20 protein-coding genes and 2 tRNA genes are annotated in these 21021 nt (G+C 62.9%); 5 read left to right on the plus strand and 17 right to left on the minus strand.

Annotated features, from left to right (window positions below):
• Positions 1-2 precede the first annotated feature (2 nt).
• The 8 genes from nuoL to IPQ13_10885 all read right to left on the minus strand — a co-directional run bounded on the left by nuoL (position 3) and on the right by IPQ13_10885 (position 8437).
• The gene (gene nuoL, locus IPQ13_10850) at positions 3-1910 is read right to left on the minus strand and encodes an NADH-quinone oxidoreductase subunit L (GenBank protein ID MBL0211391.1); all 1908 of its coding nucleotides are present in this window, start codon (positions 1908-1910) and stop codon (positions 3-5) included.
• 7 nt (positions 1911-1917) lie between these two features.
• Entirely contained in the window at positions 1918-2238 is a 321-nt protein-coding gene (nuoK, locus tag IPQ13_10855) for an NADH-quinone oxidoreductase subunit NuoK (GenBank protein MBL0211392.1), read from the minus strand.
• Entirely contained in the window at positions 2238-2729 is a 492-nt protein-coding gene (locus tag IPQ13_10860) for an NADH-quinone oxidoreductase subunit J (protein MBL0211393.1), read from the minus strand. The genes nuoK and IPQ13_10860 overlap by 1 nt, the downstream gene beginning before the upstream one ends.
• A 9-nt stretch (positions 2730-2738) precedes the next feature.
• Positions 2739-3332 carry an NADH-quinone oxidoreductase subunit I gene (locus IPQ13_10865; protein MBL0211394.1) on the minus strand — a complete coding sequence of 198 codons (594 nt, stop codon included), beginning with the start codon at positions 3330-3332 and terminating at the stop codon, positions 2739-2741.
• Positions 3332-4387 carry an NADH-quinone oxidoreductase subunit NuoH gene (gene nuoH / locus IPQ13_10870; protein MBL0211395.1) on the minus strand — a complete coding sequence of 352 codons (1056 nt, stop codon included), beginning with the start codon at positions 4385-4387 and terminating at the stop codon, positions 3332-3334. Before nuoH ends, IPQ13_10865 begins: the two co-directional genes overlap by 1 nt.
• Before the next feature lie 229 nt (positions 4388-4616).
• Positions 4617-6317, minus strand: coding sequence for a glutamine--tRNA ligase/YqeY domain fusion protein (locus IPQ13_10875; GenBank protein MBL0211396.1), 1701 nt, complete (start codon positions 6315-6317; stop codon positions 4617-4619).
• A 109-nt stretch (positions 6318-6426) separates the two neighbouring features.
• Positions 6427-7887: a glutamate--tRNA ligase gene (locus IPQ13_10880; GenBank protein MBL0211397.1), complete on the minus strand. Its 1461-nt coding sequence runs from the start codon at positions 7885-7887 to the stop codon at positions 6427-6429.
• Between the two features lie 79 nt (positions 7888-7966).
• The gene (locus IPQ13_10885; GenBank protein MBL0211398.1) at positions 7967-8437 is read right to left on the minus strand and encodes a hypothetical protein; all 471 of its coding nucleotides are present in this window, start codon (positions 8435-8437) and stop codon (positions 7967-7969) included.
• Positions 8438-8536: 99 nt separating this feature from the next.
• Between IPQ13_10885 and IPQ13_10890 the strand changes: the two genes are divergently transcribed.
• Positions 8537-10186, plus strand: coding sequence for a bifunctional metallophosphatase/5'-nucleotidase (locus tag IPQ13_10890; protein MBL0211399.1), 1650 nt, complete (start codon positions 8537-8539; stop codon positions 10184-10186).
• Between the two features lie 29 nt (positions 10187-10215).
• Here the strand turns inward: IPQ13_10890 and IPQ13_10895 are convergent, their stop codons facing one another.
• The 5 genes from IPQ13_10895 to IPQ13_10915 form a co-directional block, all read right to left on the minus strand.
• Positions 10216-11115 carry a hypothetical protein gene (locus IPQ13_10895; GenBank protein MBL0211400.1) on the minus strand — a complete coding sequence of 300 codons (900 nt, stop codon included), beginning with the start codon at positions 11113-11115 and terminating at the stop codon, positions 10216-10218.
• Positions 11116-11211: 96 nt separating this feature from the next.
• Positions 11212-13146: a 1-deoxy-D-xylulose-5-phosphate synthase gene (locus tag IPQ13_10900; GenBank protein MBL0211401.1), complete on the minus strand. Its 1935-nt coding sequence runs from the start codon at positions 13144-13146 to the stop codon at positions 11212-11214.
• A complete protein-coding gene (locus IPQ13_10905; GenBank protein MBL0211402.1) occupies positions 13146-13940 on the minus strand; it encodes a polyprenyl synthetase family protein in 795 nt (264 codons plus the stop codon). The genes IPQ13_10900 and IPQ13_10905 overlap by 1 nt, the downstream gene beginning before the upstream one ends.
• A gap of 98 nt (positions 13941-14038) precedes the next feature.
• A complete protein-coding gene (gene xseB, locus IPQ13_10910; GenBank protein ID MBL0211403.1) occupies positions 14039-14290 on the minus strand; it encodes an exodeoxyribonuclease VII small subunit in 252 nt (83 codons plus the stop codon).
• 54 nt (positions 14291-14344) lie between these two features.
• Complete coding sequence (locus IPQ13_10915; GenBank protein MBL0211404.1) at positions 14345-15076, minus strand: hypothetical protein; 732 nt, start codon at positions 15074-15076, stop codon at positions 14345-14347.
• 100 nt (positions 15077-15176) lie between these two features.
• Between IPQ13_10915 and IPQ13_10920 the strand changes: the two genes are divergently transcribed.
• The 4 genes from IPQ13_10920 to IPQ13_10935 all read left to right on the plus strand — a co-directional run bounded on the left by IPQ13_10920 (position 15177) and on the right by IPQ13_10935 (position 18709).
• A complete protein-coding gene (locus IPQ13_10920) occupies positions 15177-16580 on the plus strand; it encodes a sigma-54-dependent Fis family transcriptional regulator (GenBank protein ID MBL0211405.1) in 1404 nt (467 codons plus the stop codon).
• A gap of 162 nt (positions 16581-16742) precedes the next feature.
• Positions 16743-17450: a histone H1 gene (locus IPQ13_10925; protein ID MBL0211406.1), complete on the plus strand. Its 708-nt coding sequence runs from the start codon at positions 16743-16745 to the stop codon at positions 17448-17450.
• Positions 17451-17597: 147 nt separating this feature from the next.
• Positions 17598-18095: a roadblock/LC7 domain-containing protein gene (locus IPQ13_10930; protein MBL0211407.1), complete on the plus strand. Its 498-nt coding sequence runs from the start codon at positions 17598-17600 to the stop codon at positions 18093-18095.
• Between the two features lie 29 nt (positions 18096-18124).
• The gene (locus tag IPQ13_10935; protein MBL0211408.1) at positions 18125-18709 is read left to right on the plus strand and encodes a GTPase domain-containing protein; all 585 of its coding nucleotides are present in this window, start codon (positions 18125-18127) and stop codon (positions 18707-18709) included.
• Between the two features lie 693 nt (positions 18710-19402).
• Here the strand turns inward: IPQ13_10935 and IPQ13_10940 are convergent.
• From IPQ13_10940 to IPQ13_10955, 4 genes are all read right to left on the minus strand, one after another.
• Positions 19403-19479 (minus strand) — tRNA-Asn (locus tag IPQ13_10940).
• 91 nt (positions 19480-19570) lie between these two features.
• Positions 19571-20170 carry a Crp/Fnr family transcriptional regulator gene (locus IPQ13_10945; protein MBL0211409.1) on the minus strand — a complete coding sequence of 200 codons (600 nt, stop codon included), beginning with the start codon at positions 20168-20170 and terminating at the stop codon, positions 19571-19573.
• 147 nt (positions 20171-20317) lie between these two features.
• Positions 20318-20884 carry an elongation factor P gene (gene efp / locus IPQ13_10950; GenBank protein MBL0211410.1) on the minus strand — a complete coding sequence of 189 codons (567 nt, stop codon included), beginning with the start codon at positions 20882-20884 and terminating at the stop codon, positions 20318-20320.
• A gap of 53 nt (positions 20885-20937) precedes the next feature.
• Positions 20938-21012, minus strand: a tRNA-Val gene (locus IPQ13_10955).
• Between the last annotated feature and the right edge of the window lie 9 nt (positions 21013-21021).

Here is a 21021-nt window from a genome sequence, read left to right on the forward strand (position 1 = left end):
GCCTACTTTAAGAAGATATAGAGCAGCGCGAGGACGCCGAGGCCCATGCTGAGCACATAGTTGCGGACCCGGCCTGTCTGCAGCAGCGCGGTGAAATCGCCGGCTACCCGGGTCAGCGCGCCCGGCAGGTTCACGCCGATGCCGTCGATGAGGATCACGTCGAAGAGCTTCCACAGCACGTTGCCGAACCAGCGCGTGGGCCGCAGCAGGTAGCCTTCCACCAGCTCATCCAGGAAATATTTGTTCAGCAGGATGGTGTGGGCGCCAGGGAATCTGGCGGCCAGCCGTTCGGATTTTTCGGTCCCGTCCTTGTAGAGGGACCAGCCGAAGAATCCGAAGCCGACGGCGGCGGCCACGGAGATGCCCATGAGCAGCATCGCCGGACCTTCGTGGACCGAACCTGTTTCCGCTTCCGCGCGCCCGAAGGTGAGCGCAGGTTCGAGCCAATGCTCGATGGCGAAGGTCCCGCCCAGAACTTTCGGGATGCCCCAGAACCCTGCCGCCACGGCACCGGCCGCCAGCACCACCAGGGGCAAGGTCATCGTCGCCGGCGCTTCGTGGGCGTGCTCGAAGGCATGGGGATCCCGGGGCTCGCCCAGGAAAGCCAGGGCCATGAGCCGCGCCATGTAGAAGGCCGTGCAGCAGGCGGCAATGAGTCCGATGGCCCACAGGGCGGGGCTCTTCAGGAAGGCCAGGTAGAGGATTTCATCCTTGCTGAAGAAGCCCGAAAATCCAGGGATGCCCATGATGCACAGCGTGGCGATGAGCATGGTCCAGAAGGTGATGGGCAGTTTTTCCTTCAACCCGCCCATGCGGAACAGGTCCTGTTCGTGGTGCATGGCATGGATCACGGCTCCCGCGCCAAGGAAGAGCAGGGCCTTGAACCAAGCGTGGGTGAATACATGGAAGAAGCCGGCCGCGAACCCCGCGGAACCGAGCCCCAGGAACATGTAGCCCAGCTGTGAAACGGTGGAATATGCCAGTACCTTTTTGATGTCCCGCTGGACCAGTCCGATGGTGGCCGCGAGGAGCGCCGTCAGGCCGCCGATCCAGGCGATGGTGGTCATGGTGATGGGAGTCAGGCCGAACACCGGCGCCAGCCGGCAGATCATGTAGATGCCGCTGGTCACCATGGTCGCCGCATGGATCAAGGCGGAAACGGGCGTCGGGCCGGCCATGGCGTCCGGCAGCCAGAGGTAGAGCGGAATCTGCGCGGACTTGCCGGTGGCGCCCACGAACAACATGAGCGTGGCGAAGGTCAGCACGCCGAATCCCGCCTCTGCGTGCATGTGTCCGGCCTGGTTCAGGATGTCGCCGATGGTGAGCGTTCCGAACAGCGCGAACAGGGCCATCATGCCGATGGCCATCCCCATGTCGCCGGTCCGGTTGAAGAGGAAGGCCTTCAATCCCGCTGCGGGCGCGACTTCAGTTTCGAAGGCGTAGCCGATCAGCAGGTAGGAGCAGAGGCCCACGCCTTCCCATCCCACGAAGAGCAGGGGCAGCGAATTGCCGAGCACCAGCGTGAGCATGAAGAACACGAACAGGTTCAAGTAGCAGAAATAGCGCGCGTAGCCTTCCTCGTCGGCCATGTAGCCCACCGAATAGAGATGGATCAGCGCGCTGATGCCCGTCACCACCAGCATCATCGTCCCCGACAGGGGGTCGATGGTGAGGCCGAAGGGCACCGTCAAGGAGCCGGTGGCCATCCATGTTCCGTAGACGAGTTCCAGCCGCTGCCCCGGCGCAGCCTTCATGGCGAAGAACACCCAGAGCGCGAAGAGGAATGAGGCGGCCACGGTGCCCACGCCCACGATGGACACGGCCTTCTTACCGGCCTTCTTGCCGATGAGGCCGTTGAAGGCGGAGCCGAGGAGCGGAAGGATCGGGATGAGCCAGGCTATCTTCTGCATCAGGTTCTCATTGCCTCAGCGAATCCGCGCGATCGGCGTCGGTGGTTTTGCGGTGGCGGAAGAGGGCGATGACCAGCGCCAGGCCGATGGCGGCCTCGCAGGCGGCGACGCCCAGGATGAACAGATAGAAGACCGTGCCCGTCACATCCCCGCCGCGGAAGCGCGCGAAGGCCAGCAGCGCCACGTTGGCGGCGTTGAGCATCAGCTCGATGCCCATGAACTGCATGAGCAGCGTGCGCCGCAGCAGCACCGTCGCCAGCCCGATGATGAACAGCAGCAGCGCGACGAGGATGTAGCCCTGCAGGGAACCGCTCAACCAGGCGCCCATCACAGTTCCTTTTTCGTCAAGGCCACGGCGCCCACCATGGCGGCCAGCAGCAGCAGGCCGATGATTTCAAAACCCAGCAGGTAGTGCCTGAATATTTCATCGCCAACCCGGAGCAGGTCCATGCCGGCCGCAGGACGGCCAGCGTCGTTGAGCTCCGCCAGGGACCTGGATCCTGCCACGACACGGAAGGCAAAAGCGCCCAGAACCGCGATCAGGGATGCGCCGACCCAGCGTTGGAGGGGCCGCGGCTGGACCGCCGCCTCTTCCTCGTGGGAGTTCAAAAGCATGATGGTGAAGAGCACCAGCACCATGATGGCGCCGCTGTAGACGATGATCTGCAGCGCCGCGGCCACCGGATTGGAGAGCATCAGGAAGAGCCCCGCGACGCCGAAAAAGGTGAGCACCATGCAGAGCCCGGCCACGATGACATTCTTCTGCCTGAACATGGCGAGCGCGCCAAGGATCGTGATCAGAGCAAACAACAAGAACATGCTCGGCTCCTATGCCGGATCGGAGGGTTGGCCGGATTGGCCTGAAGCGGGGCGTGAAGGTGTCGCCGGGCTCTCCTGGCCCTGGGTCAGCCGGGCCTTGCCATCCGCCTCGGCGTAGGTGTTGATGAGGTCCCATTTGCCGAAGTTCATGCTGACCCGGTCGTAGGCCGCCAGTTCGTACTCGTTGCGCAGCCAGATCGCGTCCTTGGGGCAGGCTTCTTCGCACATGCCGCAGTAGATGCAGCGCAGCATGTCGATTTTGAAGGCGGCGGGGCGCTTCTCCTCGAAGCCTTGGGTGAAGTTCAATTCGCTGAATTCCTCGGCCTCGATGCTGATGCAGCGGGCGGGGCAGGCTTCCTGGCACATGAAGCAGGCCACGCACTTGATGGCGCCGTCCTCGAACCGCTTCAGCTCGTGAAGGCCGCGGTAGCCGGCGGGCAGCGTCTTCTTCATGTCCGGATACTGGATCGTGAAGCGCTTTGAAGTCGGGGTCGCGATCTGCTTCAGGAAGTGCCGGAAGGTGATGAGCATGCCCTGGGCGATGGGCCACACATAGCTCCGGTCCAGCCAGGACAGTTCGACTTTCTTGACGATGACGCCCATTAGATCCCTCCCCGCGTCATCCACCAGGCATTCCAGATGAGGTTCACCATCGAGAGGGGCAGCAGGACTTTCCAGCCCAGGAACATGAGCTGGTCGTACCGGAAGCGCGGCAGGGTCCATCGCACCCACACGAAGACCCACAGGAGGAACAGCAGCTTGACCAGGAAGGACAGGATCGTCAGCAGCACCGGGGCTTCCGGCATGAAGGGCACGGACCAGCCGCCGAGGTAGAGCGTCGTGATGAGCCCCGAGGCGGAGATCATGTGGGCGTATTCGGAAAGGGCGATCAGCGCGAATTTCATGGAGCCGTATTCGTTGTGGAAGCCCACGATCTCCGCTTCCCCTTCGGCGAAGTCGAAGGGCAGCCGGTTGCTCTCGGCGAACATGCAGGTGAAGAAGACCAGGAATCCCAAAGGCTGGCGCCAGAAATACCAGCCGCCCGCCATCTGGTCCTTGATGATCTCGGACGGATCATAGCCGCCGACCCGCATGAAGATCGCCAGCACCGCCAGGCCCAGGGCGATCTCGTAGCTCACCATCTGCGCGCTGGCGCGCATGCCGCCCAGGATGGCCCATTTGTTGTTGCTGCTCCAGGCCGCCACCAGGATGCCGTAGACCGCCACGGCGCCGATGGCCAGGGGAAAGAGCATGCCCATGCCGTTGCCGGGTTCCAGAACGCTCAGATGGTACGGCATGCCTTGATAGGTGAAACTGCGACCGAAGGGAATGATCGCGAAACCGATCAGCGCCGGCACGAAGGCCAGCACCGGCGCGAGCCAGAAGAGGCTCTTGGTCACGTGGGGCGGGACCTGGTCCTCCTTGAAGAAGAACTTGATGCCGTCCGCCACGAGCTGGGGCAATCCGAGGAGCTGCCAACGGCCGAACAACAGGGCCCGGTTGGGCCCGATGCGGTCCTGCAGCATGGCGCTGCCCCGGCGTTCCACCCAGGTCCAAAGGGATCCGATTCCCATGACGGCGCTGAATACTATTAGAACCTTCAACAAGGTCCAGATCGTCACGGCCGATAGGCCTGTCAGATGGGCAACCGATTCCATGCAAGGCTTCCGCTGGCGGGAGAAAAATCCCTTCCCAGACCTTAGCAGGGCTTAGGAGCCGTTACGAAACAACCAGTGCTTTTCTGGGTGGTTCGTTACGGCTCCTTATGCCGGTGCGCCATCGAAATGACAAGGCTTTTCTTAAAAAAACGGCTTAGGCCGCGGCTCTAGGGAGTGACGTGGAGCACAAATGGATTGACGCCCTTTCGGGCCCTGGGATAGGGAATCCCTATCCTTTGCCCTGGGTGTCCGCTTTGGCCCAGGAATCCTTCAGGGCCACGGTGCGGTTGAAGACCGGGGCGCTGGGCTTCGCGTCGGCGTCCACGCAGAAATAGCCCAGGCGCTCGAACTGGAAGCGTTCGCCGGCCCCGGCGGCCCCCAGGCCGGCCTCCACTTTGGCGGCGCAGACCGTCAGGGATTCCGGGTTGAGCGTGTCGCGCCAGTCGCCGCCTTCGGGGACGTCCATCGGATTCTCGGCCGTGAAAAGCCGGTCGTACAGCCGCACTTCCGCATCGACGGCATGGGCGGCGGAAACCCAGTGCAACGTGCCTTTCACCTTGCGTCCGTCCGGCGCATCGCCGCCGAGGGAGGCCGGGTCCCAGGTGCAGCGCAGCTCAACCACATCGCCATTGGCATCCTTGACGACCTCCCCGCAACGGACCAGGCAGGCGCCCTTCAACCGCACCTCGGCGCCTGGGGCCATCCGGAACCACTTCTTGGGCGGGACTTCCTCGAAGTCCTCGCGTTCGATGTACACCTCCCGGGCGAGCTTCAGCTTCCGCGTTCCATGCGCGGGATCGGGGTGGTTGGCCACTTCCAGCTCATGGACCTCATCCTCCCCCATGTTGGTGAGCACCACCTTCAGAGGCCGCAGCACGGCCATGCGGCGCTGGGCGGTCTTCTCCAGATCCTCGCGGATGGCGAATTCCAATAGGCCCACGTCCGTCAGGCTGTCGCGCTTGGCCACGCCCACCCGCTCGGCGAAGTTCCGCAGCGAGGCCGGTGTGAAGCCGCGCCTCCGCAATCCGCAGATGGTCGGCATCCGGGGATCGTCCCAGTGCCGCACATGGCCTTCCTGCACCAGCAGCAGCAGGCGGCGCTTGCTCATGACCGTGTAGGTCAGGTTGAGCCGGGCGAATTCGATCTGGCGGGGCAGCGGCCGCTGGAAGAACTTTCCCTCGGTGTCCTGCTCCAGGAACCACTCGTAGAGCGGCCGGTGGTCCTCGAATTCCAGCGTGCAGATGGAGTGGGAGATGGCTTCGATGGCGTCGGACACGCCATGGGCGTAGTCGTAGAGCGGGTAGATGAGCCAGGCGTCGCCGGTGCGGTGGTGGCGGGAGCGGCGGATGCGGTACATGAGCGGATCCCGCAGATTCATATTGCCGCTCTGCATATCGATCTTGGCGCGCAGCACCTTCGCCCCGTCCTCGAATTCCCCGGCCTTCATGCGGCGGAAGAGGTCCAGATTCTCTGCGGCCGAACGCGTCCTGTAGGGGCTGTCCTTGCCCGGCACATGGAAATTGCCCCGGTACTCGCGGATTTCTGCTTCCGACAAATCGCACACATAGGCCTTGCCCGACTGGACCAGGTACTCGGCGTAGTCATAGAGCTTCTGGAAATAATCCGAAGCGTAGAACTCGCCCGCCCACTTGAAACCCAGCCATTCCACATCCTCGCGGATGGAATCCACGTATTCCACGTCTTCCTTCGTGGGGTTCGTGTCGTCAAACCGCAGGTTCGTGGCGCCGCCGTACCGCGTCGCCAATCCGAAATTCAGGCAGATGGATTTCGCATGGCCGATGTGGAGGTACCCGTTGGGTTCCGGCGGGAAGCGCGTGAGCACGCGGCCCGCGTGCTTTTCCGATGCGAGATCGGCCTCGACGATGTCTTCGATGAAATTGAGCGGGCGGGAATCAGGAGATTCGGACATGGTAGCCACCAAAAGATTAAGGACTACCGCCAAGGCGCCAAGGCCGCCAAGAAAAGAACAATATTTTTCTTTTCTTGGCGTCTTGGCGTCTTGGCGGTGAAAGATTTTTTTATATCCACTTCGAAACCCTTGCCACGACTTCATCTCGTCCCAGCAGCATCAGCGTGTCGAAGATCGGCGGGCTGACGGGTTTCCCGCAAAGGGCCACGCGCAGGGCCTGGGCCAGGTCCTTGAGCTTGAGGCCACGCTGTTCGAGGATGGCGTTGAAACCCGCATGCAGCGCCTCGCTGCTGTAGTCGCCGAGGGCGCAAAGGTCACGCAAGGCCGGCTTCACGGATTCAGTGATGAACTTCGCCGCGGCGGCCTCGTCGAAGGCGGCGGGCGGCGCCCAGGCGAATTCCAGGAAGCCCGCCATCTCCACCAGCGACTTGCCCTTCTGGGTGCACTGGATGGCGAGGGCTTTCCATTCATCGGGCTTCGCGTTCCAGGCTTCGGGAAGGAAGGGCCTGAAATGAGGCTCGATCTCCTGCCAGGTGGCGCGCTGGATGAGCTTCTGGTTCATCCAGTTGAGCTTGTCCATGTCGAAGCGGGCGGGGCTCTTCTGGATGTCGCCGAGATCGAAGAGCTGGATCATTTCGTCGTCTGTGAGCAATTCCTCTTCCACCGTGTCGATGGCGCGGCCGTCGATCTTGGGCGTCCAGGAGAGCCGCGCCAGGGCCAGCCGGACGGCCGAGGGCAGGAAGCCCATCTGCTGGTACTCGGTGATGCTGGTGGCGCCGTGGCGCTTGCTGAGCTTCGCGCCGTCCTTGCCCAGGATCATGGGGACGTGGGCGAAGGCCGGGGCCTCATAGCCCATGGCGTGGTAGAGCGCGATCTGCTTGGGCGTGTTGGCCACGTGGTCGTCGCCGCGGATGACGTGGCTCACTTCCATGTCCGTGTCGTCCACCACCACGCAGAAGTTGTAGGTTGGGGTGCCGTCGGTGCGGGCGATGATCCAGTCGTCCAGGCTGGAGGCGGGAAAGCGCAGATCGCCCTTGATGAGATCCCGCAGGACGATGTCGCCCTGCTCGAGCCAGGGCTCGGCGCCCAGCGGCATCTTCAGGCGGATGGAAGCGGGCTGGCTGCCGTCGTGGCCAGCGTCGCGGCAGCGGCGGTCGTACTGGAAGATCTTTCCGGCCTTTTCGGCTGCGGCCCGGCGCTCGTCCAGCTCCTCTTTGGTGCAGCGGCAGCGGTAGGCCTTGCCTTCGGCCAGCAGCTTCTGGATGGCGGGCTTGTAGTGGCTCTCCATGCGCTGCATCTGGCGGTAGGGACCGTGGGGGCCGACCCATTTCGTGGGATCGCCTGCCACCGGACCCTCGTCCCAGCGCAGGCCGCACCATTCCATGCCTTCTTCGATGATGCGGATGTTGTCGTCGGTGCTGCGGGTGAGGTCCGTGTCCTCCACGCGGAGGATGAAGGTGCCTCCGTGCTTGCGGGCGAAGAGCCAGCAGAACAGCGCGGTTCGGACTCCTCCGATATGGAGCATCCCGGTCGGGGAGGGAGCGAAACGCGTGACGACTCGGCGGGACATGGGGGCCTCGGGGATCAATAGCGAAAGGGGCGGGCCGAAGCCCGCCCCCTATCGTGCGTTGGTGCGCAAGCTGTGCGGATTAGTTGGCGGCGCCGGCTTTCTGGGCTTCGGCCATGGCGGCCTCGTACTCGGCCTGGAGGCGCTGGGCGTTGCTGATGGCGAACTTGTAGACGTATTCAAAGCGATCCGCGCCCTTGGTGAGGCCGATGATCACTTCAAAGACGCCCTCGGCGCCCACTTCGAAGGGGCTGGCGATGACATTGAAGGTGCCTTCCTTGGCGCCTTCGGGGATCTGCACGTCGCTGTCGCGGATGATGTCCTTGCGCTCGCCGTTCGGGCTCACGACCGAGAAGCTGAACTTGAACTGGCCGTCCATGCGGGAGAATTTGCTGAAAAAGCAGACCTTGGGAAGGACGAAGGGGATTTCGGGAACCACGATGTGGTGGTCGTAGAGGCCCATGAGCGAGGTCTTGCCGCCCATTTCCTGCCGGATGTCATCGCAAAGGAGGGTGAATTCGTGCTTGGGGGCCTTGATTTGAACTTCTTGCATGGACGCTCCATTGATGTGGTGGGGAGGTGGATGAGGTCAACAAAAGTTGAAGAAGTAGTTTATCTCCGAAGCGCCCGCCTTTCTAGCTAAGGTTTTTTCATGACTCATCGCCGCCTCGCCCGCCTCCTGCATGCCTGTTTCACACTCTGCTTCGCCGGGTTGCTGGGGGCCGGGGCGTTATTCGCACAGGAGTTGAAACTTCAGGTACTTGGCACCACGGATCTGCACGGGCATGTGCTGCCCCAGGACACCTATTCCCTGCAGCCGAGGAACAAGGGCTGGGCCAAGCTGGCCACGCTCATCCGGCAGGCCAAGGCCGAGAACCCCAATTCGGTGCTCATCGACAGCGGGGACACGATCGAGGGGGAACCCGTCAATTACGTCCGGACCCGGCTGCGGCCGGATATGGCGGAACCGTCCATCGCGGTGATGAACGCGCTGGGTTTTTCGGCGATGGCCATCGGCAACCACGATTTCAATTGGGGCCTGGATGCGCTTCGGGCGGTCGAGAAGCAGGCCAGGTTCCCGTTGCTTTCCGCGAACACGGTCCTGGCCAAAGGCGGCAAGGGCGCGTTCACGCCTTGGACCAAGGTGAACATCGGCGGAGCCACCGTGGTCATCGTGGGTTTCACCACGCCTGGGATTCCCCATATGGAGGAGCCCGGGAACTACGCGGGATTGGCCTTCCAGGACATTGTGGAAAGCGCCAAGGCCCTGGTTCCGCGACTGAGGGAAAAAGAAAAGGCGGACGTCATCATCGTCACGATGCATTCCGGGCTGGGCGCTCTGCCGGGGCAGGCCGGCGATGAGAACAGCGCGCTCCGGCTGGCGGACCAGGTGCCTGGCATCGACCTGATCCTCACCGGCCACACCCATGCGCCCATCAGCAGCCAGCACAAGGGGGTCCCCATCCTCCAGGCGGCGGCCCATGGCCGCGCGCTGGCGGTGGCGGATCTCACCCTGCAAAAAAGCCAGGGGCGATGGCGGGTGGCAGCCGTCCGCGGCCGCCTTGTGGAACCAGCCGACGACACGCCTCTGGACGCGCAGGTCCTGGAATTGACAGCCTCCCTGCGGACCGCCACCGATACCTACTTGAACACCGCAGCCACGAACCTGTTCACGGATCTGGACGGACGCTGGTGCCGCCTGGAGGACACGCCTCTGGCGCAGCTCCTCCACACCGTCCAGCGCCAGGCCACCGGAGCCCAGCTTTCGGTGGTGAGTTGGACCAGCGCCGGCATCTTCATTCCGGCCGGCCCCACCTCCGTCCGGCAGTTCTACAGCCTGCAGCCCTATGAAAACCAGGTGGCGCGCATCCGCATCTCCGGCAAGCAGCTCCGCCTGTACCTGGAATTCGCGGCGAGGGCCTATAACTTCAGCCACGAGCCAGAGCTCTTCAACAAGGCGGTGCCTTTCTATGAGGTGGACCAGATTGATGGCTGCGCCTACGCCCTGGACCTGTCCCAGCCTGCGGGGAAACGCGTGAAGAATCTCAGCTTCCAGGGGCGGCCCGTCCAGGAGGATCAGACTTTTTCCCTGGCGCTCAGCACGTACCGGCTGCGGGGCGGAGGCGGCTACATGGCCGCCATCGGATTCACAGGGCAGCCGGAATCCATCACGCCTGAGCTCGCCCGCAACCTGCTCCTGAGCTACGTGCTCAGCCGCCCCAGCCTGGCCCTGGCGCCCACTCACGCCTGGCGGACCATCCCGGCCCTGGACCGGGAGCGGATCATGCAGCAGGCCAGGTGACCCCCGCCTCGCCCTCCGCGCCGGACAGCCTACCTGATCGGCACGAAAACCAATCCGCCGCCCGGTTTCATGAGCACGGCTTCGGTTTCGATCACCCCGATGAGCTTGTGGTCCTCGGTGACCCCTGTCGGGAGGAATTCGGCGCTGCCCGCCGATAGATCCAGGCGCGCGAGCAGGAGCCCGGCCTTCTTTTCATTCGGAACCTGCGAGGCGGGCACGGAGGCCATCACCACGGATTTGCCCATCCACCAGCCAAGCGCGCCGCGCTCCTTGCCACGCAGGGACAGCGTTGGCGCCGCGACATTGTTCTGGGTGAATACAGTCTCGCCAAGGGGGGTGCCCTTGTTTCCATCGAAAGACAACAAGGAGAGGCTGGCGCCATTCGTCAGCATCACGTTGCCATCCTCAGAGACGATGAGCCTGTCCGCTGAGGCCGGTGCCGGGGTGGTTCCGTTTTCGCTGCCTTTGGGTTTCTTTCCCGAGGACCAGAGCAGGCCGGCTTTCGTGTAATCGCGTTTCTCCAGGTAGGTCTCCCCGCCGCGGTAGAGCAGGAAGAATCCCTTCGTGCTCCAGCCCAGGTCCACCACTTCTCCGGGCAGGCGGACGGTAGTTCCCGTTTTCCCGTTTTTATATACCTGGTAGAGCAGCGGACCGGACACGACCCAGGCATTGCCGTAGGGATCCAACACCCATTTTTCCGGCGGAACATCGAGTTTCGAAAGGTTCAGGCTGCCCGTGATGCCGATGTCCTTCATCCAGGTTTCAAGCGAGCGGGTGGCTTCGTTGAAGAAGGTGCAAGACCCGTCCTTGTCCGCCTTGGCCCAGCCGGAGGCAGATTTGATGGGATCGGAATCCTGGGGGGCGGCAGCCGCGGGCAGGCTTCCGGCCAGGGCACAGATCAAGACAGGAATGGACAGGACATTCCGCACGGCAGTACCCCGTATGTGAATTATCAAGGGTGGATCAGAAACAATTTAGTAACAAGGGATGCTTGGCACAAGCCGGAAAAAACTTCCCGGCTTCGTTTACCGGGCCAAGCGCTCCGCGAACCTCTTGATGCGATTTAACAGCGGATCCTGGCCCAGCCCCTCCTCATCCATCAGCCGCTTCGGATCGCCGTGGAGCACGATGTGGTCGGGGACGGCGCATCGGAGCACCGGTTTCGCGATGCCCTCATCCGCAAGGGTTTCCAGCACGGCGGCGGAAAAGCCTCCGGGAGCGCACCCTTCTTCCAGCGTCACCACGCCGCGGGTCTTTTCACTCCAAGTGGCCAACAACTCGGCATCTATGGGCTTTATGAACCGGGCATTGACCAAAGCACAGGAGACACCGGCTTCCGCAAGCTTCGCCGCGAGCTTTTCGGCGGGGGCCACCATGGCGCCGATCGCGAACAGCAGCAGGTCCGAGCCTTCGCGCAGCAGTTCGCCCTTGCCGATGGGCAGGGCCGTCATGGTCGCATCCATGGCCACGCCCAGGCCATTGCCTCGGGGATAGCGCAGGGCTGCGGGGTGGTCGCTGTAGATGGCGGTCATGAGCATCCGCCGGAGTTCGTTCTCGTCTTTCGGAGCCATCAGGAGGATGTTGGGGATGCAGCGCAGATAGGCCATGTCGTAAAGGCCGTGGTGGGTGGGACCGTCCGCCCCGACGATGCCTGCGCGGTCCAGGGCGAACGTCACCGGGAGATCCTGGATGCATACGTCGTGCACCACCTGGTCGAAGCCGCGCTGCAGGAACGTGGAATAGATGGCGCACACCGGGCGCATGCCTTGGGCCGCCAGCCCCGCGGCGAAGGTCACCGCATGCTGCTCGGCGATGCCGACATCGAACATGCGGTCAGGAAAGCTTTTTGCGAATATATCCAGACCGGTGCCCGTATCCATGGCGGCGGTGATGCCTACGATCTTGTCGTCGGTCCTCGCAAGCTCCACCATGGCCTTGCCGAATACGCTGGTGTAGCTGGGGGGCGTGGGCCTGGCGGGATCCACGGCGGCCTTCTTCATCTCGCCGGCTTCTGCATCGAAGGCCGTGACGCCATGCCATTTCATGGGGTCATTCACAGCAGGATCGTAGCCGAAACCCTTCTTGGTCTGGACGTGCAGCAGCACGGGGCCATCGGCCATTTTCACCTTGGCTTCGGCGATCGCTTTTTCGGTGGCGATCACATCGTGCCCGTTCACCGGGCCCATGTAGCGGAATCCCAGGTCCTCGAACAGGAGTCCCGGCACCATCATCCGCTTGAAGCTTTCTTCGCTCCATTTCGCGGCCTTGGCGACACCCTGGCTGACCTTCTCCAGGGGAATGGCCTTGATGGCGTGCTCGATGCGGTCCCGCCACAGGTTGTAGTACTGGCCGGACATGATCTGGTTGAGGTAGCCCTGCAAGGAACCCACATTCGGACTGATGCTCATGTCGTTGTCGTTGAGGATCACCAGGAAGTTCTTGGCCTGGAGATACCCGGCCTGGTTGAGGCCCTCGAAGGCCATGCCGGCGGTCATGGAACCATCGCCGATCACGGCGATGCAGGCGTGGTTCTGCCCCTGCAGGTCCCGGGCCTTGGCCATGCCGAGGACCGCGGAAATGGAGGTGCTGGCGTGACCGGCGCCGAAGTGGTCGTAGGGGCTCTCGTCGCGCTTGAGGAATCCCGCCAGGCCGTCGTGCTGGCGCAGGGTGGGGAAACGCCCCTTCCGCCCCGTGAGGATCTTGTGGGTGTAGGCCTGGTGCCCCACATCCCAGATCACGCGGTCGTGGAGGAAATCGAAGTGGTGGAACAGGGCCACCGTCAATTCGACGGTGCCGAGATTCGAACTGAAATGCCCGCCGGTGGCGCTGATGGAATCCACGAGGAATTGGCGCACCTCCTGGGAAAGCTGTTCCAGCTGCGGGCCCGTGAAATGCCTGATCTGCTGAGGGGCCACGATGGAATCGAGCAGCGGATAGCGGCTTTCGGTCGCTGGCCCCATCACACTGTCCTGGCCGCCAAGTAGCGCGCCCACGCTTCCAGCGATTCGGGTCTTGGGAGGGACTGAAGGTGGCATAACGCATTCTCCGTGGCCTCGGCGAGGGCCCGCCGAGCGCCATCCAGCCCTAACAGGGCGGGGTACGTGATCTTACCCTTTCCTGCATCTTTTCCGGCCCGTTTCCCCAAGGTGGCGGCGTCTGAAGTGGCGTCGAGGATGTCGTCCTGGATCTGGAATGCGAGTCCCAGCGAGGCTCCAGCGCTCCGCAGGGCCTCCCGGAAAGACGGTTCCGCTTCCCCGAGTACCGCGCCTATTTCAAGGGACGCCCGCAGCAGGGCGCCGGTCTTCAGGCGGTGGATGGTCTTGAGGTGGTCCAGGCCATAGGAATCCAGGGCCTCTCCCTCGAGGTCCAGGGCCTGGCCGCCCACCATCCCCCGCCAGCCGCTGGCTTCCGCGAGCAGGGCGATGGCTTCCACCCGGGCCTCCGGCGGGATGGCTGCGTCGGATGCGAGGACCGCGAAGGCCTCGGCCTGCAGTCCATCCCCGGCCAGGATTGCGTGGGCTTCGCCGAAGGCCACATGGCAGGTGGGCTTGCCCCGGCGGAGGTCATCGTCGTCCATGGCAGGAAGATCGTCGTGGATGAGCGAATAGGTATGGAGGTATTCCAGGGCCAGCGCGCCAGCCAAGGCCCGCTCGGCCGGCGCGCCCACGGATTCGGCCGAGAGGAGGCAGAGGATGGGCCGCACCCGCTTGCCCCCCGCTTCCAGGCTGTAGCGGATGGCTTCGCCGACCTTCATCGAATCGCCACCCTCGAAGCGGGACGCGAGGCTGGCATTCAACAGGGGGAGCAGGCGGTCCAGGTCCTTCCGGACGAGGGCTTCCGGGGTTGGACCGTTCACGCCGGTTCCTCAGGACCTGCTTCGACGTCCAAGGTCTCGGCGCGATATTCGCCGCCCAGGCCGCGCTTGAGCACCTCCACGCGGCGCTGGGCTTCGTTCAACTGCTCCTGAAGGGTTTTGCAGAGGCCAACGCCTTCTTCGAATTTCGAAAGGGCATCCTCGAGGCTGAGGCTGCCGGCCTCCAATTGCTGCACCAAGGCTTCCAACCGGTCCAGGCCGTCATCAAAAGAGGGGGCGGATGCGCTCATGGTTTCATCATAAGGCGGCCCTGGCGGTCGAGTTGTTTTTTCGCGGCTGGCCTACTACTTGAAGTTCTTCACCAATTTCGCGCCCAGGTCTTCGGTCTTGTAGCCCGCGGGGAGCGCGAAGACGGACTCCGGGATGGCGCCCTCCTTCACTTCCGTGGCCTCGGTGGTCATCTCGCCGATCATGGGCATCACCGTGCGCGTCTTCAGGGCCAGGCCCTGGATCTTGGCCATTTCCTCGCCGAGCTTCTTCATGTTCATGGCCGCCGGCCCGACCGCCCCCATCAGGTTCTTGACCCTGAGGAAGCGGGTGTAGCTGACCGCCGGGACAGGCGGTTTGAGCGTGGCATCGTTGCTGGTTTCGATGACCATCTTGCCCAAGGTGATGTTCCATTTCCGGCAGGTGCGGCCGGCGACCACTTCCTTGCCTTGGTCCTCCACGGAAACCTCGCCGCCGCCCCCGCCTGGCATCATCGCCAGGATCTGCGGAGGCATGTCCTTGAACTGTTTGGCCATGCCTTCGACGGCGGCCTCCAGATCATCCCAGCTGGTCTTCTGGATGACCTTCTTGCCGTGGTCGATGCTGTAGTTGATTCCGTTCACGTAATCCACCAGGGTGTCCTGCTTGGATCCGGGATTGTTGATGCGCATGTATTTGCTGGACCAGTAATGCGTCTGCGGGCCGTCGTTGTACTTGCCTTTGCCCGTCATTGTGACGGTCAAGTCGCCGGCCAGCGCCGCCGCGGCGGAGAAGACCAGGATCGCGGCGCATTTCAGGGTGGCTTTCATGTTGGCTCCTTGTATGGATGCACAAGAGGTTACATCGCCGGATCCCCGGCTGCCATCCATTGATGCGTTCAGTGCGTTACCTTTTTAGGATGAGGTGCCCATGACGCGTGTGCTGGTGGTGGATGACAGCCGTGAAACCTGCGATCTGCTGGAAGAATTGCTGGGCGGCATGGGACTGGAGGTGGCGAAGGCCACCAGGCCCGAGGACGCGTTGCAAAAACTCAACGGGGGCGGCTTCTCGCTCATGCTTTCAGACATCAATCTGGAGGCGCGGCTGGATGGGCTCGACCTGCTCCGGGCCGCCAAGCCGCTGGGCATCGAAGTCATCCTGCTTTCGGGTTTCGGCACCATCGAAAAGGCCATCGAAGCGGTGAAGGAGGGCGCCTTCGATTTCCTGTCGAAGCCCTGGGACAACGAGGAATTGAAAGCCCTCGTCAAACGGGCGCTCGTGCGGAAGGACGCCAAGGCTCCGCTGAACCATGCCCCGAAAGGCCCGCAGAGCGTGATGATCGGCTCGTCCGCGAAAATGATGGAGGTCTACAAGACCATCGCCAGCCTGCAGAACTCGCGCGCCACGGTGCTCATCGTGGGCGAGAGCGGCACCGGGAAGGAATTGGTGGCCAGCACGGTGCATCTCAGCAGCGACCGGAAGGACCGGCCCTTCGTGGCGGTGAACTGCGGCGCGCTGTCGGAAACCCTCCTCGAATCGGAATTGTTCGGCCATGTGCGCGGCGCCTTCACCGGCGCGGCCGGCGACAAGAAGGGGCTGTTCGAGGAAGCCCACGGCGGAACCATTTTCCTGGATGAGATCGGCGAGACCTCTCCCAGTTTCCAGGTGCGGCTGCTGCGGGTCCTCCAGGAACAGGAGGTCCGGAAGGTCGGCGGCAACAAGACCACCAAGGTGGATGTGCGCGTCATCGCGGCGACCAACAAGGATCTCACCCAGATGGTGAAGGAGGGCCGGTTCCGCGAGGACCTCTTCTACCGCCTCAGCGTCGTGGAAATCCATGTGCCGGCCCTCCGGGACCGCCGGACCACGGACCGGGACGGCCGCGTGGTCTCCGATGTCGGATTGCTGTTGGACCATTTCCTCGCGGAAGCCAGCCGCAAGGACCAGGTCGGCTATTCGCTGCGGGCCGATGCGCGGAAGCTGCTGGAGGCATACGGCTGGCCTGGGAACGTCAGGGAGATGGCCAATGTGGTGGAGCACCTCACCCAGTTGAGCCGCGGCCGCGAAATCACGCCAGACGACCTGCCCAGCAAGCTCACCCAGGCCGGACATCCGACGGCGAACCCGCCCACCGCCACCGGTCCCTTGGCCGAACTGGTCGACGCCTGGGACCATCTGCCCACGCTTGAGGAACTGGAGCGGCGGTATATCCAGGTCCTGCTCAAGCACGAGACCCGCAAGAGCCGCATCGCCGAGATCCTGGGAAAGGACCGGACAACCCTCTATCGAAAACTCCGGGATCTAGGGTTGGCCGACGGTTCCGATGAAGGATAGAGATGTGGGGAATTGCACCAATGTTGCAAATATCAACATTGTGAAAAAAGCTTCAAAACGATTAATGGTACATCTTTCAATATGTTAAGTATTGGCCTGGAAATTCCTTAATTGATGGTAGATATCCGGCCGTGCCGGACCCACCTCTATTCGGAGAACACAATGAAGAAACTCGCCGCCCTGCTCGTGGCCGCCGCGCTCATCAGCCCCGTCTTCGCCCAGGATGCCAAGAAGGCCGCCGCAGCCCCCAAGGCCGCTCCCGCCGCCAAGGCCGCCGCCGCTCCGGCCGCTGCCCCTGCGACCAAGACCGCCGCTGCCCCTGCCGCTCCCGCCGCCGAGACCGCAAAACCCGCCAAGAAGCACCGGACCAAGAAGTCCAAGAAGCCTGCCGAAGCCGCTCCTGCCGCCAAGACCGCCATGGTCCTGGGCGACGAGAAGAAGGCCGACGAGAAGGCCGTGAAGACCGAGAAGAAGGCCGCCAAGAAGGCCGCCAAGAAGGTCGAAGCCGCTCCCGCCGACAAGAAGGTTGAAGCCGCTCCTGCGGACAAGAAGGCCGAAGCCGCTCCCGCCGACAAGAAGGTCGAAGCCGCCCCGGTCAAGAAGCACGGCAAGAAGAAGGTCGTGAAGGAAGAGGCGCCGAAGAGCGCCATGCTGCTGAGCGACGAGAAGAAGGCCGACGAGAAGGCCGTGAAGACCGAGAAGAAGGCTTCCAAGAAAGCTGCCAAGAAGGCCGAAGCCGCTCCGGACAAGAAGGTCGAAGCCGCTCCCGCCGACAAGAAGGTCGAAGCCGCCCCGGTCAAGAAGCACGGCAAGAAGAAGACCGAAGCCAAGGAAGTGAAAGAAGTGAAAAAGGACGACAAGAAGGCCTAATCCCCTTCTTCTGCAGAAAGCGGGCCCTTCCGGGCCCGCTTTTTTTATGAGGATCCGGCCGAGGCGATGGCGCCTTGCCGCCTCGGCGGGATACTAGCTCGAAGAGCCTGTTATCCTCGAAGGAACGTCTCGGCCGTCGGAGGTTCTGTGTCCAAGCTCGATCTTGTCATGTTCGAGGAGGAGTTCAAGCAACTCCAGGACATCATTGGCCGCTTGCAGAAAGACGCTTCCGCCAAGGTGGTCTTTCTGGTGGACAAGAATGGGCAGCAGATCGCTTCAGCCGGGGAAGTGCAGAGCATCGACGCCACCAGCCTTGCTTCGCTCACCGCCGGGAACGTGGCCGCCACGGATGGCTTGGCCAAACTGATCGGCGAGAAGGAATTCAGCCTGCTGTTCCACGAAGGCGAAAAGGACAACCTGCACATTTCCATCGTGGGCAAACGCGGCATCCTGGTCGTGATCTTCGATCAGGGATCCAGCCTGGCCCTGGTGCGGCTGAGGGTGAAAAAGGCCTCGCGGGAACTCCAGGAGATCTTCGAGCGGGTCGAGACGCGGGCCAACGAGGAGAGCGGTCCCGGCACCAAGTTCGAGAGTCCCTTCAGCGAGATCACGGATGACGACATCGACAAACTCTTCGGCGATTAAAGATTGATGATGGACGAGGAACCCACGCCATGACCTTCATCAACTACGCCTCGCGCGAGATCAATTGCAAGATCGTGTACTACGGTCCGGGCCTCTGCGGGAAGACCACCAACATCCAGTGGATCCACCAGCAGGCCAACCCCGAAAAGCGGGGCAAGCTGGTGAGCCTCGCGACGGAGACGGACCGGACGCTGTTCTTCGATTTCCTGCCCCTGGACATGGGCACGGTCAAGGGTTTCAAGGTCCGGTTCCACCTCTACACCGTCCCTGGACAAGTCTTCTACGACGCCTCGCGGAAGCTCATCCTGAGGGGCTGTGACGGCGTGATCTTCGTGGCCGACAGCCAGCGACCCCGGATGGAGGCCAATATCGAGGCCATCGCCAATCTGGCGACCAACCTCAAGGACAACGGCTTCGACATCCGGACCATCCCCTACGTCCTGCAGCTCAACAAGCGGGACATGCCTACCGCCGAAAAGGCGGATGAGATGGAACGGCTCCTGCGCTTCCGGAACGAGCCCATGATCGAGGGGGTCGCCAGCCAAGGAGTCGGCGTGATTGAAACGCTCAAGGCCTGCGCCCGGCAGATCCTGATGGAACTCCAGAGGTCCTAGGGCGCCGCAATGAAAAAGGCCGCGCATTGGCGGCCTTTTCATCGCGTTATTTTTGGCTCCGGTGAGAGGACTCCGCTCCGCGCCGCACGAATGGCTGGCACGCCGCTTGTCGGCTCCGGCGCAGGCGCCTCCGCCGGCGGCGACCTGCCAGCAATTCTGTGATTCGAGCCCTCTCCCCTCCGCAAAAAAAGCCCCGCTGGCGCAGGGCGTTTTTTGGCTCCGGTGAGAGGACTCCGCTCCGCGCCGCACGAATTGCTGGCACGCCGCTTCACGGCTCCGGCGCATGCGCCTCCGCCGGCGGCTACCTGCCAGCAATTCTGTGATTCGAGTCCTCCCCCTCCACAAAAAAGCCCTGCTGGCGCAGGGCGTTTTTTGGCTCCGGTGAGAGGACTCCGCTCCGCGCCGCACGAATTGCTGGCACGCCGCTTGTCGGCTCCGGCGCAGGCGCCTCCGCCGGCGGCTACCTGCCAGCAATTCTGTGATTCGAGCCCTCCCCCCTCCGCAAAAAAGCCCCGCTGGCGCAGGGCGTTTTTTGGCTCCGGTGAGAGGACTCCGCTTCGCGCCGCACGAATTGCTGGCACGCCGCTTGTCGGCTCCGGCGCAGGCGCCTCCGCCGGCGGCTACCTGCCAGCAATTCTGTGATTCGAGCCCTCTCCCCTCCGCAAAAAAGCCCCGCTGGCGCAGGGCGTTTTTTGGCTCCGGTGAGAGGACTCGAACCTCCGACATCCAGATTAACAGTCTAGCGCTCTAACCAACTGAGCTACACCGGAACGGAAGTACCAGTTTACCTGGATCGGGTCTTCATTCAAGAGCCAACCGCGGATGGCGGCGCTCCTGAAAGGGAATGCCCAGGCCCGTCCGTCAGCCTTTGGCGTAGCGCTGCAGCTTTTCCGTATCCGTGATGCGGATGACCGGGAAGGTGCTGTGGATCAATTCAAGGTCCGAGAGCAGCCGGAGCGCCCGGGAGAAGGCCTCCCGGCTGGCGCCGATGCATTGGGCCAGGTCTTCCTGGGTCTCCTCGAATTCCACGAAGCGGCGCTCGGGATGCTTTTCGTGGGTTTCGAGGATGAACTGGGCTACCCGCTCGGGGACGCTGTGCAGGCTCAGGGCGTCCACCAAATCCACCAGGTGGCGCACCTTCGAAGCGAAATGCTGGATGAGGACTTCGGCGACCTCAGGCGTGGTGTGGGCGATGCGGTTCAACGGTTCCGCTGGGATGAGCCAGCAACTGCTGTCCCCTCGGGCTTCGGCGCTGGAGGCGACGGGGCCTTTGTCGAAAACCTGCACTTCCCCTACGCACTGGCCGGGTTTCATGAAGTCCAGGACTTGCATGTGGCCCCGTCCATCGGTGCGGAAGACCTTCAGGCAGCCCGTGGCCACCACGAACACGCCCGGAATCCGGTCGCCCTGCTGGAAGACCCGCTGGCCATCCTCGTAGCTCCGCAGTTCCGACTGCAGCACCAGTTCCTTCGCGATTGAAGGCGGAAGGCCTGAGAGAAAAGAGATGCTATGAAGGTTCAGAGCGGCGGTTGGCATGAGCACCCGTATCAACCAGTCATCTTAGCAATGGCCTGGAGCGAATGGGAGCAGAACAATTTGGAGGAGGGATTACTTCACCCGCTCCATGAAGGTCCGGTCCACCGTGTTCACGCGGATCCTCTCGCCGTTTTCCATATAGGGCGGCACTGCAACGATGATGCCGTTTTCCATCTTGGCGGGCTTGTAGGAGCCCGTGGCATTGGCATTCTTCATCACGGGATCCGTGTCCAGGATCTCCAGCACCACGCTGGGGGGCAGCGCGGCGGAGATGGGCTGGTTCTCGTAGAATTCAAGCTCCACCTGCATGTTGGGCGTGAGGAAGTCCAGGTCGTCGCCCAGGACGTCCTTGTTCACTTCCAGCTGCTCATAGGTCTCGTTGTTCATGAAGATCAGGTGGCCGCCGTCCTCGTAGAGGAACTCCATGACGTGCTGCTCCAGGGCGGCCCGGTCCACTTTTTCCGAAGATCCGAAGCGGTTCTCGCGGTTGATGCCGTCCTTCAGTCGCTTCATCTTGGTTTGCACGCGGGCCGGAAGGTTGCCCGGCGTCTGGTGTTCCACCGAGATCACGCGGCAAAGCTCGTTCTCGAAATTGATGATCATGCCCGCGCGGAGCTGGTTCGCATTGATGAACGCCATGGATTCCCCATTCAAGAAGCAAAGGCCCCGATTACAAGATCAGGGCCTTTGGGTGGTGGGCGTACCAGGATTCGAACCTGGGACTTCTACCGTGTGAAGGTAGCACTCTACCGCTGAGTTATACGCCCTGAGGCCCT

It is taken from the genome of Holophagaceae bacterium (assembly GCA_016720465.1).
GTDB lineage: Bacteria > Acidobacteriota > Holophagae > Holophagales > Holophagaceae > JANXPB01.